At 54.5% G+C, this 15,210-nt stretch carries 16 protein-coding genes; 4 read left to right on the top strand and 12 right to left on the bottom strand.

The annotated features are described in order from the left end of the window. Positions 1-9: 9 nt before the first annotated feature. Together ACOSDM_RS12210 and ACOSDM_RS12205 are read right to left on the bottom strand one after the other, a co-directional pair. Positions 10-1,104 (bottom strand): ABC transporter substrate-binding protein, encoded by a 1,095-nt coding sequence (locus ACOSDM_RS12210; RefSeq protein ID WP_420724811.1) that lies wholly within the window; start codon positions 1,102-1,104, stop codon positions 10-12. Positions 1,105-1,279: 175 nt separating this feature from the next. After that, positions 1,280-2,662 carry an aspartate aminotransferase family protein gene (locus tag ACOSDM_RS12205; RefSeq protein WP_420724810.1) on the bottom strand — a complete coding sequence of 461 codons (1,383 nt, stop codon included), beginning with the start codon at positions 2,660-2,662 and terminating at the stop codon, positions 1,280-1,282. Positions 2,663-2,876: 214 nt separating this feature from the next. Between ACOSDM_RS12205 and ACOSDM_RS12200 the strand changes: the two genes are divergently transcribed. After that, on the top strand, positions 2,877-4,778 hold the full coding sequence (locus ACOSDM_RS12200; RefSeq protein ID WP_420724809.1) for a propionyl-CoA synthetase: 1,902 nt from the start codon (positions 2,877-2,879) through the stop codon (positions 4,776-4,778). A gap of 19 nt (positions 4,779-4,797) precedes the next feature. Here the strand turns inward: ACOSDM_RS12200 and ACOSDM_RS12195 are convergent, their stop codons facing one another. After that, on the bottom strand, positions 4,798-5,880 hold the full coding sequence (locus tag ACOSDM_RS12195) for a permease (protein WP_420724808.1): 1,083 nt from the start codon (positions 5,878-5,880) through the stop codon (positions 4,798-4,800). Positions 5,881-5,901: 21 nt separating this feature from the next. Then, a complete protein-coding gene (locus ACOSDM_RS12190; protein ID WP_420724807.1) occupies positions 5,902-6,237 on the bottom strand; it encodes an ArsR/SmtB family transcription factor in 336 nt (111 codons plus the stop codon). A 141-nt stretch (positions 6,238-6,378) separates the two neighbouring features. On the opposite strand from ACOSDM_RS12190, the gene ACOSDM_RS12185 reads away from it, so the two are divergent. Beyond that, positions 6,379-6,624 (top strand): DUF1289 domain-containing protein, encoded by a 246-nt coding sequence (locus ACOSDM_RS12185; protein WP_420724806.1) that lies wholly within the window; start codon positions 6,379-6,381, stop codon positions 6,622-6,624. Between the two features lie 7 nt (positions 6,625-6,631). Further along, positions 6,632-7,849, top strand: a complete 1,218-nt coding sequence (locus tag ACOSDM_RS12180; protein ID WP_420724805.1) for a winged helix-turn-helix domain-containing protein — start codon at positions 6,632-6,634, stop codon at positions 7,847-7,849. Positions 7,850-8,092: 243 nt separating this feature from the next. On the opposite strand, the gene ACOSDM_RS12175 is transcribed toward ACOSDM_RS12180, so the two are convergent. The 6 genes from ACOSDM_RS12175 to ACOSDM_RS12150 form a co-directional block, all read right to left on the bottom strand. Then, entirely contained in the window at positions 8,093-8,488 is a 396-nt protein-coding gene (locus ACOSDM_RS12175; RefSeq protein WP_420724804.1) for a hypothetical protein, read from the bottom strand. A 69-nt stretch (positions 8,489-8,557) separates the two neighbouring features. Then, positions 8,558-9,172 carry a hypothetical protein gene (locus ACOSDM_RS12170; protein ID WP_420724803.1) on the bottom strand — a complete coding sequence of 205 codons (615 nt, stop codon included), beginning with the start codon at positions 9,170-9,172 and terminating at the stop codon, positions 8,558-8,560. 115 nt (positions 9,173-9,287) lie between these two features. After that, positions 9,288-10,220: a DMT family transporter gene (locus ACOSDM_RS12165; RefSeq protein WP_420724802.1), complete on the bottom strand. Its 933-nt coding sequence runs from the start codon at positions 10,218-10,220 to the stop codon at positions 9,288-9,290. After that, complete coding sequence (gene proC, locus ACOSDM_RS12160) at positions 10,217-11,050, bottom strand: pyrroline-5-carboxylate reductase (RefSeq protein ID WP_420724801.1); 834 nt, start codon at positions 11,048-11,050, stop codon at positions 10,217-10,219. The genes ACOSDM_RS12165 and proC overlap by 4 nt, the downstream gene beginning before the upstream one ends. 31 nt (positions 11,051-11,081) lie before the next feature. Continuing rightward, on the bottom strand, positions 11,082-11,492 hold the full coding sequence (locus ACOSDM_RS12155; protein WP_420724800.1) for a hypothetical protein: 411 nt from the start codon (positions 11,490-11,492) through the stop codon (positions 11,082-11,084). 152 nt (positions 11,493-11,644) lie between these two features. Next, on the bottom strand, positions 11,645-12,148 hold the full coding sequence (locus tag ACOSDM_RS12150) for a YbjN domain-containing protein (protein ID WP_420724799.1): 504 nt from the start codon (positions 12,146-12,148) through the stop codon (positions 11,645-11,647). 407 nt (positions 12,149-12,555) lie between these two features. On the opposite strand from ACOSDM_RS12150, the gene ACOSDM_RS12145 reads away from it, so the two are divergent. Next, positions 12,556-13,533 (top strand): D-2-hydroxyacid dehydrogenase, encoded by a 978-nt coding sequence (locus ACOSDM_RS12145; protein WP_420724798.1) that lies wholly within the window; start codon positions 12,556-12,558, stop codon positions 13,531-13,533. On the opposite strand, the gene ACOSDM_RS12140 is transcribed toward ACOSDM_RS12145, so the two are convergent. Together ACOSDM_RS12140 and ACOSDM_RS12135 are read right to left on the bottom strand one after the other, a co-directional pair. Beyond that, positions 13,534-14,196, bottom strand: coding sequence for a glutathione S-transferase (locus ACOSDM_RS12140; RefSeq protein WP_420724797.1), 663 nt, complete (start codon positions 14,194-14,196; stop codon positions 13,534-13,536). It abuts the gene before it with no gap. Continuing rightward, positions 14,189-15,193 carry a rhodanese-related sulfurtransferase gene (locus ACOSDM_RS12135; protein WP_420724796.1) on the bottom strand — a complete coding sequence of 335 codons (1,005 nt, stop codon included), beginning with the start codon at positions 15,191-15,193 and terminating at the stop codon, positions 14,189-14,191. The genes ACOSDM_RS12140 and ACOSDM_RS12135 overlap by 8 nt, the downstream gene beginning before the upstream one ends. Positions 15,194-15,210: the final 17 nt, after the last annotated feature.

The raw sequence follows: 15,210 nt of genomic DNA, 5'->3' as shown, positions 1-15,210 counted from the left end.
TGCATGCGATCAGGCAGCCAGGAAACGGGTCCAGGCTTCGTCGCGAATGCGGGCGATTTCTTCACCGGGATAGCGTTGCCATTCACATTTGGCGAGAACTTCTTCCGGCGGGAAGACGGAGGGGTTCTTGTTGTAGCTGTCATTCAACAAGGCCCGAGCCGCCTGGTTTGGCGTTGCGTATTGAATATAGTCGGCGATCAGGGCCCCAACCTGTGGGTCCAGAATATAGTTGATAAATTTATGCGCATTCATCGGATGCGGCGCATCCTTTGGAATGCACAGGTTATCCGCCCAGATCAGGGAGCCTTCCTTGGGGATGACATAGTCGATGTCGTCATCTTCAAGCATGACCTGACCGATATCGCCGGACCATTCAATGGTGATGTCAACTTCACCCGACAACAGCAAATCCTGACCGTTATCTTCAGCGATGGTTTTGAAGGCGGATTTCTGTTTAATCAACAGATCGACGGCGGCATTGATCTTTTCCGATGTATCGGGGTTCATGCCGGTGCCCAGATACATCGATGCCATGCCGATCATGGCTGAGCTTTCCGACAGGATCGCAATACGCCCGGCATATTTGTCGCTTTCGAAAATATCGCCCCAGCTGGTGACGCCATCCGGGGTTTTGCTTTTCCGAACGCCCAGGCCCATCGTGCCCCACATATAATTCACAGAATGCTTATGACCGGGGTCATAGGCGGCATCCCGGAAGGCGGGCGCGATATTCTTTGAATTGGGCAGCAGCGCGTAATCCAGCGGCTCCAGCATGTCGGCCGCAATCATACGGGCAACATAGGTATCGGACGGCACAATCACGTCAAATCCCGGATTGCCTTCGCGCAGTTTGGCGAACAATTCATCATTATCCGCAAACAAGGACATATTGGCTTCAATGCCAGTCAGGTCATTAAAGTCGCTGAGCGTGGTTTCGCCGATATAGGTGTCCCAATTGTAGAAATTGACCTTTGGTTCTTCCCCATGCGCAGCGGCAAAGGCTTTTGGACCAAAGCTGATGCCAGCCCAGGCAGCACCTGCGCCGGCAATTGTTGATTGCAGCATGCTGCGACGGGTCAGGCCCTTACGTTTTTGATCTGTCATTCCCTGTTCTCCTTGTTTGATCGACTTTAACCCGAACAGTGACTGTTCTCAGCCTTATCTGTCGAGCTATTTGTGTCCCGCACTGCCATTTTCAGGCGACAATGTCTTCCTCCCCAAATCAGGACATTTTCCAATGCGGTCTGTCAATCTGGTTCACGCATTGTGGAATCTAAAGTTACAGAATTCCCAGGTCTTTTGCGGTTGCATCCAGGCATTGTCGCAAAACACCGACAAGTTCATCTATTTCAGCCGGCTGGATGATCAATGGCGGGGACAGGACCATCGTGTCCCCACAGGCGCGCATGATCGCATTGCGTTTGAAAAAATGATCACGACACATGGTGCCGACGCGTCCTGCAGGGGCAAACCCTTCACGGGTCTGTTTGTTCTTGGTCAATTCAATACCACCGATCAGACCGATACAGCGAACTTCACCTACCAGGGGGTGATCTTTAATTTCTTCCAGTTTTTTGGCCAGATACGGTCCGGTTTCCGTCTTCGTTTTCTGCACCAGGTTTTCACGCTCGATGATTTCTATGTTGCGCAGGGCCACTGCGGCGGCGACCGGATGGCCGGAATAGGTATAGCCGTGGTAGAATTCACCGCCATTGTCGATAATCATATTGGCGACGCGATCCGAAACCCCGGTTGCGGCGATGGGCAGATAGCCCGATGACAGGCCTTTCGCCATGGTGATCAGGTCCGGTTCGATGCCAAAGGTATTGGTGCCGAACCATTCCCCGGTACGACCAAAGCCACAGATCACCTCGTCGGCGATCAACAGAATGTCGTACTGTTTACAAATCCGATTGATTTCCGGCCAATAGGTTGATGGGGGAATGATCACCCCGCCTGCGCCCTGGATCGGTTCCCCGATAAAGGCGGCAACATTATCCGGCCCCAGTTCCAGGATTTTATCTTCCAGCGATTTTGCTGCAGCCAGACCAAATTCTTCACGCGTCATTTCCCCGCCCAGCTTATACCAGTAGGGTTGCATGACATGGTGAATTGTCGGGATCAGCTTGCCACCCTGTTTGTGCATCGGACCCATGCCGCCCAGACCGGCCCCGGCAACAGTGGATCCGTGATAGGCATTGTCGCGCGCAATTACAAAGCGCTTATCAGGCCGACCTGCGCATTGCCAGTAATGATGGACCATCCGCAATTGGGTATCGTTCGCTTCTGATCCGGAATTGGCAAAGGTTACATGATTGAAACCCTGTGGCAGGATCGACGCGACCTTGGTCGCCAATTCGATAGAAGGGGCATGGGCGGTTTTAAAGAATGTGTTGTAGAATGGCAGTTCCTTCATTTGGCGATAGGCGACATCGGCCAGTTCATCGCGCCCATAGCCAACATTCACGCACCACAGGCCCGCCATGCCGTCTAGAATCTTGTTGTTGCTGGAATCATAAAGATAGACGCCTTCCGCCCGCGAAATGATCCGCGATCCCCCTTCGGCCGCCAGGGATTTATGGTCGGTGAACGGGTGCAGATGATGGGCCGTATCCAGCCGAACCAATTCATCTACATCTAAATTACGTCTGATCTCAGTCATTTACAGGAATCCTTCTGAAGGCGGCGAGAGGCTTTGGTATGTGTTTCGACTCAAATTACCAAATGTGATCACATTTTGAAAGCATAGGATTGCCCACAGCCCACAACTTTTTGCGGACCCGCGTGACACTGCGGTAAAATGTTCCTTGTCCTGTGGCCTTGTTTCCAAGAAACTTTGTTGAAAGATATGAGAAAAATGCACAGGGAAACGCATCATGAGCCAATTGGACGAAATTTATCGCCGCAGTCTAGAGGAACCTGAAGCCTTCTGGGCGGAGGTTGCGTCGGACATTGATTGGATAAAGCCGTGGTCCAGTGTTCTGGATCGCAGCCGCGCACCGAATTTTTATCGATGGTTTGCGGGGGCCCAATGCAACACGTGTTACAATGCCGTGGATCGTCACGCCGATGGCGGGCGTGGGAATCAGGCGGCGATTATCTATGACAGTCCCATCACCGGCCGTAAGAAGACGGTTACCTATTCTGAATTAAAGGAACAGGTCGCGCGATGCGCCGGGGCTATGACCGCCTTGGGCGTCACAAAGGGCGACCGGGTCATCATCTATATGCCGATGATTGTTGAGGCCGTGGTGGCGATGCTGGCCTGCGCCCGGATTGGCGCGGTGCATTCGGTGGTATTTGGCGGGTTTGCGTCCAATGAGCTTGCGACCCGTATCAAGGATTGTCGCCCAAAGGCTATTCTGACCGCCAGTTGCGGCCTGGAGCCGGGTCGGATCGTGGCCTATCAGAAGCTGATTGAAGGGGCTTTGGCCCTGGCGCCCGATATTGTGGAATCAGTCCTGGTCTTTAGGCGGGAAGAGGCCCCCTGGGATCTGAAGAGCGGTCGCGATCATGACTGGGACGAAGCCCTTGCGGCGTCGACACCGGCAGACTGTGTGCCCGTTGAGGCAACCGATCCGCTGTATATTCTCTATACTTCCGGGACGACGGGTCAGCCCAAGGGGGTCGTGCGCGATAACGGTGGTCACATGGTCGCCCTGAAATGGTCGATGAAGGCCATTTATGGTGTTGATCCGGGGGAAGTGTTCTGGGCCGGGTCCGATGTCGGCTGGGTCGTGGGGCATTCCTATATTGTCTATGCACCGCTGTTGCATGGTTGCACCACGGTTCTGTTTGAAGGAAAGCCCGTGGGCACGCCCGATGCAGGAACCTTCTGGCGGGTGATTGCAGACCATGGGGTGACAACCTTTTTCACCGCCCCGACCGCCTTCCGTGCGATCAAGAAGGAAGATCCGAAAGGGGAATTGATCGGCAAGTATGACCTGTCCAAATTCCGCACATTGTTTTTGGCGGGGGAGCGGTGCGATACCGATACGCTGGCCTGGGCGCAGGAAAAACTGAAAGTGCCTGTGATTGACCATTGGTGGCAGACAGAAACAGGCTGGCCTGTTGCGGCAAACTGCATGGGTCTGACCCCGTTGCCGGTCAAGCCAGGATCGCCGACTCGCGCCGTGGCTGGTTATAATGTCCAGGTCATTGATGATACGCTGAAAGAACTTCCACGCGGAGAGATGGGGGCGATTTGCATCAAGCTGCCGCTGCCACCGGGCTGCCTGCCGACGCTGTGGAATGCGGATCAGCGCTATCTGGACAGTTATCTGGTTGATTACCCCGGATTCTATAAGACCGGCGATGCAGGATATATGGATGAGGACGGGTATCTGTACATCATGTCGCGCATTGATGATGTCATCAATGTCGCGGGGCACCGCCTGTCCACGGGGGCTATGGAGGAGATTTTATCCTGTCATCCAGACGTTGCCGAATGTGCCGTTATCGGTGCGGCTGATGCCCTGAAGGGTCAGTTGCCGGTTGGTTTCCTGGTTTTGAAATCCGGCGTGACCCGCAGCGAGGACGAGATCATCAAAGACGTCATTGCGATGGTTCGGGATCAGATCGGACCGGTTGCCGCCTTTAAGACGGCAACCGTTGTGAAGCGTCTGCCTAAGACCCGATCCGGCAAGATTTTGCGTCGATCCATGTCCTCTTTGGCCGATGGGCTGGAGACGAAAGCGCCCGCAACGATTGATGATCCGGCGATCCTGGATGAAATATCCGAAAGTCTCAGCAAGATCGGATATCCATCCAAAGGATAGGTCTGGTTATAGGGTGAGGCTATAGGGTGACATAACCGGCATACAGCAAGCCAACGCTGATCGACCCTACCATCGCGATGGTCAGATACAGCAGGAAGGTCTGGGTGTTGACCAGCGCCTTGACTGCAATCGCGGCGGGGATGCAGGTCACACCGCCTGCCACCATAAAGGCCAAGGCGGCGCCCGGTTGCAGCCCGATATCCATCAGGCCACGCACCAGCGGGATGGCAGCATAGCCATTCAGATAGGCAGGCACACCGACTGCGGCGGCGGCGGGCACGGACCAGGGGCCCAAGGTGGACAATTGCGCGGCAACTTGATCCAGCGGCACCCAGGATACCATCATCGCCTCCAGCAGGAAGGCGAGGCTGAGCCAACGGGTCAAGAACCAGCCCATGGTGCCAATCTCGCCCATAAAGGTCCCGCGGCGCTGCGACTCCTGCCAGAAGGCCCATACAGGTTTGGTTTCAGGCAGTTTTGATGGCCCACAGGAGGATGTGCCACATGCTGGCTTTGCCCGGGCCAGCAAGACATCTTTCAGATATCCAGCGCGCTGTAACAGCATCACCGCGCCCCCGCCCAACAGGCCGATGGCAATGGCTGAGATTGTCTTGGCGACGGCCATTTCCAATCCCAATACCCCCCAGGTCAGAACCATCATTTCGGGATCAATCACGGGGGAGGCGAGCCAGAACGCCATGACCGGGGCCAAAGGAACGCCTGCTGCCAACAGGGCCGCAATCAACGGCACAACGCCGCAGGAGCAGAAGGGCGATAGGGCACCAAAGACAGCGGCGGTCAGGACGGCTTTTTCCTGGCGGCCCGACAGAGCACGCGCAATCAACTGGTCCGCCCCACTGGCCTTGATATAGGCGGCGATCAAAACGCTGATGATGATGAATATCCCGGTTTGAACCAGGCTGCCCCCCATCGTTGCGGCAAAATCCAGAGCTTGGCCAGTCCCCGTAAGCAGCGCAGTTGTCAGCAACAGGACCAGGATGGTCCAAAGGACGCGGTCCTTAGGCAGGGATTTTAACCATGAAACGATATTACTAGAAATATCGAATTTAGGGGAAATCGGGTCCAGGCTTTGATCGACCATTTCTGATATCCTTTTCGAAGGTTAGGCGCTTAGCTTATGGGCGCGGTGTGGGACGGTTGGTGCGGTGCTACTGTCCGCACAGCATTCTTCTGTCAGGAAGGTCAACAGCCAATTCATGGTGCCATAGTCGGCACGACATGTATGGGTCGTCCCTTCGCGATGACGTGAAACCAGGCCGACCAATTCCAGATGCTTTAGGTGATGCGACAGGGTAGAGGCGGGGATAGACAGGCTGGCCTGAATTTCGCCGACACTTTTGCCAGCATCCCCGGCGCGAACCAATAGGCGGAACATCGCCAGGCGGGTCGGGTTTCCCAATGCCTCTAAACAGGCTGCTGTCTCATCAAGATCGCTCATGAGCGTACCCATACGATGAATTCAAGAAGGAGTCAACCATATTTCTAGAATTATCGAATTAATGAATCATACTTGCATTCCCATTCGTGCCGTCTTAGCTCAAAGGATGACTGTGCGATCTTTTGGGGACCAGGTATAACCATGGCGCAATTGCCGAATATTCCATCACCCTGTGTCGGTGTTTGCGTGATGCATCCGACCACCAGCCTGTGTCAGGGCTGCATGCGCACAATTGGGGAGATTGCGGAATGGTCCCGCGCCTCGAATGAGCGTCGCTATGAGATCGTTTTGGACTTGAAGCAGCGGCGCATCGCGTCTGGTCGTGTTTCGGAAAGTGATCTGCGCCCCCGGCGGCGTCGCGCGCCCCCGTCGAGCAGCACTGGATAGACCATCCATGGGCCTGCCTCTTCCTGTCACCACCAAGGATGCGCGCGCGCTTATCCTGAACTTGCAAGGTCTGGGGCAATCCCATCGCAGACGCTTGTCAGATGGGGACTTGATGGACCTGATCCGACAGATGGGATTTGTTCAGGTCGACAGCATCAATATGCTGGAGCGGGCGCATCAGATGATCCTGTCGTCGCGTGCGACGGGGTATCGACCCAAACAATTACAGCGTCTGTTGGAAAAACAGCGGGCTTTGTTTGAGAACTGGACCCATGATGCCGCAATTATCCCGTCTGACTTCTTTCCCTATTGGATGCAACGATTTGAGAATCGCCGTGCGGCTTTGGCGGATCGATACAGCCGTTGGCATGGCCCGGAATTCCTGAACGAGACGGAAAGTGTCATTGCCCATATCGAAGCGAATGGCCCAATTCTGTCGCGTGATCTGTCACCCGATGAACGCAAAGGTCCGGGTGCCTGGTGGAATTGGCATCCCTCAAAGACAGCCCTGGAGTATCTCTGGCGGACGGGGGCCTTGGCGGTGGCGAGACGGGAAGGATTTCAGAAGGTCTATGACCTGACCCACCGTGTCATTCCTGAACCACACCGGGAAACCCCGGCGGAGCATGCGGATCTGGTCGACTGGTCCTGTCGCAGTGCGCTGGAGAGGTTAGGGTTCGGGACACCCGGAGAGATCGCTGGTTTCTGGGATCATATCACGGCGGATGAGGCGAAGGCCTGGTGTGAGGCGAATCTGGGCAGGGCTGTTATTCAGGCCAGTGTGGATCAGACGACGGGACGACCCCGGTTGCTCTATGCCAGACCAGACTTGGAAGCTGCTTTGAACCAAGTTGAATCGCCGCCGCCGGGCCTGCGCATTCTAAACCCTTTTGATCCTGTCTTGCGGGATCGCAAACGGCTGCAGGGCCTGTTTGGATTTTCCTATCGCATCGAAGTTTTTGTGCCAGCCCCTCAGCGGACCTATGGCTATTATGTCTTTCCCATATTGGAAGGGGATCGCCTGATCGGCCGCATTGATATGAAGGCGGATCGACCCGCTGACTCCTTGCAAATCACAGCCGTCTGGCCGGAACCCGGGATCAGTTTTGGAAAGGGCCGCATGAGGCGCCTGGAAGGGGAATTGGACCGACAAAAAAACTTCGGTGGCCTGTCGACCCTTCGTTTCGAAGACGGCTGGCTGCGGGAACCAATTGTAGCTAATTGACGAGATCGTAAAGAAAGAGACCAACCTTTATAATCGCACCTAAGAACACCGTAATGAAGATAAAAGGGCTCCCTAAGGCCGCAGCTGAAAGATATGTTTTTGAATCTTCCAGATTCCCTTGGCGCTCTTCCCACCAGCCCAAGAGACTTAACCGCGCGACGTAAACGGCGGCGATGATAAAACAAAAATCTGAGAATGTGTTCAGGTAGATAATCAATCACAGCCTCATTCTAATTGATTGCATTATTCGATCGTAATTTTTAGCGTCTTATTCATTGCCAATGCCAATTGTGCCAGGGAAGCAACTGTTGCGCCTTGCTTGTTGACTGCCCCATTCGCCAAGTTCGAAATGAAGGACACGTCTAGACCGCTGTCTTCGGCCAGTGCCCGCATGGACCCCTTTCGGCCCATTTTGATTTGCTCCGTTTTGTAAGCGTAAAGCGCGTCCTGTACAGCATTGGTTACTTCAATTCGCGCGACGCCGCGTGCAGCCTGGCGCAGGGATTCCACAGAATTTAGGTCCAACCTGTCCAACGGTGCTAACGTGCGCGCGCGCGCATCTTCGGGCACACCGAACGCAGCAGTCGGGCCGACCCCCGTCGCATCTGCAAGTAACTGTGTCATCATCGCTTTATCCATAGTAAGCTGTCCTTATTAAAACGTAGAGTGAATAATATAAAGTTTGTTGTGTAATTATACAACAAAAATCTAAGATGCCGTGATGCAGGCCTCTCTGAGTCGTGCATGATAGCGGGCGTATATTCCAGACCAATCATGCCAGTTCTGTGTCTGAATCGCGAATATTTCCTGAGCTTCCAACAGGTCTGTTCTAAGGCCAATCCAAACAATCATCATGACATTGACCAAATCCATATAGACAACGAGGCTCGCCAGATCTGGAAACTCATCTTCATTGGGGGGACCTTGATTCAACACTGCCAAATAGGTATTGGGGTCCAGTATTTTTAGACTAACGCCATTTTCTTGGCAGGGACTATTGGGTAATATTCCTGCTTGAGGTAATTGCAGCCCATGCAGAATAGCCGCGCCTCTTGGGGGAGTATTGGGGTTATAGACAAATGGGATCGGGATTGCAGAGCGCAGCGTTTCAATGCGTCCATTCTGAACACCAAAGTCAAGTTTCAAGTTGGAATATTTTTGTTGGTACTCGTTAAACCTTTTGATATTCGCATGATGCATACGTCGCAATGCCATAATGTTCCGGCATATCTCGTTGCGCCTGAATTCCCCGATTGTATCCAACCGTCGATAATACGACTGGCTGGCATTCACTAAGGACATGTTCAAATCAAGTTGTAGCATGACAATTGCCCTGCGGCTGTGCAAAATGCGATTTAGACGAGTAAAAAGTATTTCCTGAAACTTGTCCAGAAAACTGAAAAAGTCATTGTCCTCGATGTCTCAGTTTTGAGGGAGATTATACCCGCCCACGCAGTTTTGGCGTTTTCACGGGGCGGACTTTCGCCACGCGGGTTTCGCGGTGGACAATATAGATCCCGCTGGCAATAACGATGGCAGCGCCAATGAAGACACGCAGTTCAGGGATTTCACCCCAGATCCAATAGGCCGTCAGGGTGGTCCAGAATATTGCCAGATAGTCCAATGGTGCCAGGATGGCGACCTCCGCATGGCGAAAAGAGAGTGTCATCATGAACTGAGCAGCAGCGCCAACCAGCCCGACGCTGATAAGTAGGGCCCAATCAAGGGAGGCTACAGGCATCACCCAGCCATCAATATAAACCCAGATGCTGCCAAATATGGTGCCGGCTGTGGTGAACCAAAATGTGATGCTGATTGTCTGTTCGGTTGCGGAGAGTTTACGGATCAGAATCATAGCAAGCGCCATGCAGGCGGCGGCGGCAAGGGCGGCCGTGGCGGCCCAATCGAATACGCCCCCGCTGGGGTTTACTACGATTAATACGCCACTGAATCCTATCAAAACGGCGGCCCAACGCCGAATGCCTACCCGTTCCTTCAACAGGGGGACTGATAGTGCGGTCATGATGATCGGCGCGGCAAAGAGAATTGCAACGGCATCGGCCAACCGCATCTGGCTATAGGCCCAGAAGCATAGGCTCATCGCACTCAAACCAATGACGGATCGCATAAGATGCACCATCGGCTGTGATGTTTTCAGGGCCGGCAATCCCCCCCTCATCGCGACCACGACCATGAGGACCGGCATTGCCAGGGCACAGCGGAAAAAGACGATTTGAGAGGTCGGGTATCCATCACCCAGCCATTTTACAGTCGTGTCCATAATGGCGAACAGGAATACGGCCAAGCACATCGATGCGATGCCCAGCCCCCGCTGGGGAATGTGAGGGACCGCAGCGTGTGAGGAGGTCACGACGTCGCGCCCAATTCCTTGGATCGACGGGTGGCGGCGGCAATGGCCTCAACCATCAATGGCCCCATACCATCTTCCTCACGCATCAGGACTTTCAATGCTTCCAGGGTTGTTCCGCCTGGACTGGTCACATTTTCTCGCAGGGTCGATGGGGGCGTATCGCCGCTGGCCAGGGCCAATTGTCCGGCACCAGCGACGGTGACCAGGGCCAATCGGGCAGACAGGTCTTCTGGTAAACCGGCGGCAATGCCCGCTTTCGCCATGCATTCCATCAACAGGAAGGTGTAGGCAGGCCCGCCGCCGCTCAGAGCGGTTACGGCATCGATCAGCGCTTCGTCCTGAACCGTTGCGGCCTCTCCCACCGCACGCAGCAGGGCTTCTGCCTGCGACGACTGGGCATCGCTGGCAATCGTATTCGGGCAGGCTACCGTGATGCCCTGACCGATGGCGGCGGGTGTGTTGGGCATGGCGCGAATGATTGCAGCCCGGTCGCCCAGATGCGTTTCAAAATAGGATATCGTCTTGCCCGCCGCGATCGACAGGAACAGACAATCGGGTCCGGCAAAGCGCCGATAATCCGCCAGCAATGCATCCATCTGCTGGGGTTTGACCGCCAAGACAATGACTTCAGGGTTCAGGTCGTCTGGGACATCACTGGCCCCGGCAACAACAGTGACGCCTGCGCGATTCTTAAAGGCGTCGCCGCCAACCGGATCCACAACAGTGACCCCCCCAGCCACAATCCCGGACTTCAACCATCCGTCCAGCATCGCGCCACCCATTTTCCCGCATCCAATGAGGAGTAGCGGTCTTGATAGTGTGTCGGTCATTTTGGTCCTCTTGTTTCCAGTGGATTTTGGCTTAACGGGTGCTCATGCGCGTGAACAGGCTTTCTGTGTCTTTTATCAACCGTCCCTGGCGTTCGGCCAGGTCCATAACGGCGGCAATATCAGAGGCCGAGAAATTCACCTGCTCAGTTACTTTCATCAGCACGGAGGATTCATTGGGATGGAAGTTGTCGTCAACGAAGGCCATGGTCGCCAGGGTGAGGATTAAGACGACCTGAGAATGCGCATCGTCAAAGACAGAAACATCAATTTCGCCGAAGACGTCTTGAGTCGGTGTCGAAATATTCGTGCCCAATTCAGCATGCAGCATGCCAAATAAGGCATCTTCTTCGATGACAACTTTTGAATCAGCGATCATCATCCGTTTGGCCAGCGCCAACAGGACGGTCTTTTGTCTCAAGCTCAGTTTATCAAAAACAATCATGGTCGACCCTCTATGCAGTCGGGCCGTCTTGGCATGTCAGGCCCACGCTAAAGGGTATTCGCCACAGCACTTAAGGGATGTCAAACCTGATCACAGGAAAACATTTCTTCCAGGACGGAATATCCCATGATGGTGATGGGTATGATCCCGCGTTATGCCTCCCCCTGACAATCCAGCAAGGCCGCCTGCACGGCTTCTTCTGGTTTGTATCCACCCCACAGCAGGAATTGAAACGCTGGATAAAAGCGCTCGCACTCTGCTAAGGCGATGTCCATTAAATCTTCCAATTGCTCGACCGAAAAACCGCCCATGCCGCGCGTCGGGATGGTATGGCGATAGGTGGGAGATCCGCTTTCTGAACACAGATCGAAATGACCCATCCACATTTTTTCATTGATCAAGGCCAACAGTTCGACCACGCCCTTGCGACGGTCCCCCGGGATCTTCAAATCAAAGGTGCAGGTGTAGTAAAAGGCGTGCATGTCTTCGCGCCAAACGAACAGCATGCGGTAATCGCACCAGCCACCGGTCGTCTCAACGATCAATTCTTCATCGTCTGAACGTTCAAATGGCCATTCGTTGGCTTGAAACATTGCTTCAAGGATATCGAGCGGGTTGGCGAGCTGACTGGAATGATCGACCTGCAAGCTGGTCATGGGTTCTCTCCCCTTCGAAGGCCCGGCGGGGGCGGGTGCCGATCTTGCACCGTATGCATGGGCATAACGATCAAAACCGGACGGATTCACCATCCACCGTGCCGCGATCCACGCATCTCTCCACCTCTCTCCAGAGTGTTCCAGGCATCGCATCTATATATAGATATGTATGCGATATCTGGTGAGATCAACGCTTCACCACACAAGACCTAGATTGCCATAGGGGGTTTCGCGGCGCAAAGACTTTTTAAAAGAAAGTTTTGTGGCGCTTGATCAGGCTTATGGGGCGACTCGCGGGTTTGGGAAAGTCTTGTAACCTCTGTTCCGCTTTTTTCCTGTCGATACATGCTTTTAGAATTCGGATCAGTAGGCTAGCGTTCCAGGATAAAATTGTTGCATGGGAGAAAATGAAAACAATGGAACATGACCACAGAGTGCTGATCACCAATGACAAGCCCGAGGCTCTGGCGCCCCTTTTCAAAGAGCGGTTCCCGGATTTAACAATACGATTCCTCAGCGATGCAGATACGCTGGACGCAACTCTGGCAGAATTCAACCCGACGGTGATTTTTGCCTATCCAGGGGAACCGGTTCCAAAATCCAAGTTTCCGGTCATGATCAATCATCCTTCCGTGCAATGGATTTCCAACAGTGGTGCCGGTGTTGAACATATGGGGCAATGGAACTCCAAAGAGAAAATTGTCACCAACGCATCGGGCGTGAATGCACCATTCTTGGCGCAATATGCCATTGCGGCCCATATGTCGGCGAATATCGGCATGCCCCTTTATGCGCGGCAACAGCGCCAGAAGCTGTGGCGCATGGAAGAATGGCAACCGTTTGATGACCGGCGATTCTGTATCATCGGGCTGGGCAATATCGGACAGGCCGTTGCCGGGTATGCAAAAGCGCTGAATCTGCGCGTTGTCGGTACCCGCGGCATCGCCCGCCCAACACCCAATGTTGATGAGGTGTATGATTCAGACAATATCATGCGGGCATTGACGGGGGCTGAATTCGTGTCGGTCCATACGGCGCTGACACCGGAAACCAAAGGCATGATCAGCGACGATGCCTTCGCGGCGATGGCAGATGGGGCGATCTTCCTGAATGCCTCACGCGGTGCAGTGGTGGATGAAGACGCCCTGTTGCGGGCGCTGGACAGTGGAAAGGTGAAAACCGCCATTCTGGATGTGTTCCAGCAGGAACCCCTGCCCAAGGATCATCCCTTATGGGAGCATGAAAGTGTGATTGTAACGCCGCATATGGCCGATTCGGTCAAAGACTGGCACGTCAACAATGCGCGCGCCTTTTGCGACAATCTGGATCGGTGGTTGGCCGGTGACCAACTGCAAAACATCGTCGATCCGAAGAAAGGATACTGATCAGACCGGCGCGGGGAAAACGGGTTCCTCATCGCCCGCTTGCCAGGCGGGGTACTTTGCCATGATCCCCTCAAACAAGGGGGAGGCAAGGTGACCCGCCAGCCAGCGTTGCAGATGCGCCAAGGACTGCGTATCAAACCAGTCCCGGTCGGTATTGGCGAATTGACGGATGAAGGGGAACAGGGCCGCATCCGCCAGGCTGATTCTGTCACCAAAGAGCTGATCCGTCTGCGCCAATAGGTCATTCAGTTCGGTCAGGATATCGAATCCCGCCTGTCGGTGTTCGGTCGAATCGGTCACGTCCTCGTATCGGTGCGGATACTTGTATCGATCCAGGTGATATTTGAAGGGGCCATCGTTCTGGGCGATTATGTCCCGCATTGAGGCCATATCCCCCTGTGGCGGGGATAGCCATTGATCGGGGTCGTTCTGGTTCAGCGCCCACAGCATGATGTCCAGGCTTTCTTCCAACACATCCCCCTGGGGCAGTTGCAGCACTGGGACCGTTGCCTTGGGGGAAATCTCAATCATCTCCGCGGGCTTGTCGCGCAGCACGACTTCGCGCAAGGCACAGGGCTGGCGACTGATGCTGAGCGCAAGGCGCGCCCGCATGGCATAGGGGCAGCGCCGGAAGCTGTAGAGGACAGGCAGAGTATCAGGCATGGCTTTTCTTGGCGGCTGGTTTGGTGCCAGGCGCGCGGGACTGATCGCCAATATGCATTCTGCCCTTTGCCTGGGCCAGTTCGATCTGGCGCTGTCTCTCCCGAAAGCGTTCTTTGCGATCCTCGTCATGGGCGTCATAACAGGCGGGGCAACTGACGCCGATCACATATTTCCAGGACTGAATCGCGACTGAATCGACGGGTTGGCGACAGGCATGGCAAACCTGATAACTGCCCAATTCCAGATTATGTTTTACCGACACACGCTGGTCGAATACGAAACATTCTCCCTGCCACAGGGAGTCTTCAGCAGGCACAGTCTCCAGATATTTCAGAATGCCGCCTTTCAGGTGAAAGACGTCGGAGATCCCCTGTTGTTTGACAAAGGCAGTTGCCTTTTCACACCGAATGCCCCCGGTACAGAACATCGCCACCTTTTTGCCCGCCAGGGCGTCTGGTGTCAGGTCTGGTTGTGACGCGAACCAGGTCGGGAAATCACGGAATGTCTCCGTCTTTGGATCAATTGCGCCCTGGAACGTGCCGATTCCAACTTCGTAATCATTGCGGGTATCGATGACGATGACATCGGGATCACTGATCAGCGCATTCCAATCTTCGGGCGCGACATAGGTACCAACCGTCTGCGTCGGGTCGATGCCCGGCACACCCATGGTGACGATTTCCTTCTTCAGCTTCACCTTCATACGATAGAATGGGGTTTCCACGGCGTGCGATTCTTTGTGCTCCAGATCGGTGCAGTTCAGCAATTCCCGAATGCTGTTCAGGGCGGCATCGATACCTGCACGGCTGCCCGCGATGGTTCCATTGATCCCTTCTGGCGCCAGTAGCAAGGTGCCGCAGACATCCACCGATTGGCAGGCCTGAAGAATGGGCTGGCGCAGCGCGTCAAAGTTCGGTAAGGCCATGAACTTATACAACGCCGCCACGATGATGGGGGTTGTGTCTATTTGGGTACGGGACTCGGTGACAGGGGTCACGACGCATTAACTCCGAA

This window comes from Hwanghaeella sp. LZ110 (assembly GCF_048892525.1).
In the GTDB taxonomy this organism is placed as follows: Bacteria; Pseudomonadota; Alphaproteobacteria; order UBA8366; family Aestuariispiraceae; genus Pacificispira.
This window is presented reverse-complemented; position numbering and strand designations above follow the sequence as displayed.

What these genes read in the sequence shown, in the direction of transcription:
- ACOSDM_RS12210 (WP_420724811.1), bottom strand. Translation starts at nt 1,104, where the DNA reads ATGACAGATCAAAAACGTAAGGGCCTGACCCGTCGCAGCATGCTGCAA.
- ACOSDM_RS12205 (WP_420724810.1), bottom strand. Translation starts at nt 2,662, where the DNA reads ATGACTGAGATCAGACGTAATTTAGATGTAGATGAATTGGTTCGGCTG.
- ACOSDM_RS12200 (WP_420724809.1), top strand. Translation starts at nt 2,877, where the DNA reads ATGAGCCAATTGGACGAAATTTATCGCCGCAGTCTAGAGGAACCTGAA.
- ACOSDM_RS12195 (WP_420724808.1), bottom strand. Translation starts at nt 5,880, where the DNA reads ATGGTCGATCAAAGCCTGGACCCGATTTCCCCTAAATTCGATATTTCT.
- ACOSDM_RS12190 (WP_420724807.1), bottom strand. Translation starts at nt 6,237, where the DNA reads ATGAGCGATCTTGATGAGACAGCAGCCTGTTTAGAGGCATTGGGAAAC.
- ACOSDM_RS12185 (WP_420724806.1), top strand. Translation starts at nt 6,379, where the DNA reads ATGGCGCAATTGCCGAATATTCCATCACCCTGTGTCGGTGTTTGCGTG.
- ACOSDM_RS12180 (WP_420724805.1), top strand. Translation starts at nt 6,632, where the DNA reads ATGGGCCTGCCTCTTCCTGTCACCACCAAGGATGCGCGCGCGCTTATC.
- ACOSDM_RS12175 (WP_420724804.1), bottom strand. Translation starts at nt 8,488, where the DNA reads ATGGATAAAGCGATGATGACACAGTTACTTGCAGATGCGACGGGGGTC.
- ACOSDM_RS12170 (WP_420724803.1), bottom strand. Translation starts at nt 9,172, where the DNA reads ATGCTACAACTTGATTTGAACATGTCCTTAGTGAATGCCAGCCAGTCG.
- proC (WP_420724801.1), bottom strand. Translation starts at nt 11,050, where the DNA reads ATGACCGACACACTATCAAGACCGCTACTCCTCATTGGATGCGGGAAA.
- ACOSDM_RS12155 (WP_420724800.1), bottom strand. Translation starts at nt 11,492, where the DNA reads ATGATTGTTTTTGATAAACTGAGCTTGAGACAAAAGACCGTCCTGTTG.
- ACOSDM_RS12150 (WP_420724799.1), bottom strand. Translation starts at nt 12,148, where the DNA reads ATGACCAGCTTGCAGGTCGATCATTCCAGTCAGCTCGCCAACCCGCTC.
- ACOSDM_RS12145 (WP_420724798.1), top strand. Translation starts at nt 12,556, where the DNA reads ATGAAAACAATGGAACATGACCACAGAGTGCTGATCACCAATGACAAG.
- ACOSDM_RS12140 (WP_420724797.1), bottom strand. Translation starts at nt 14,196, where the DNA reads ATGCCTGATACTCTGCCTGTCCTCTACAGCTTCCGGCGCTGCCCCTAT.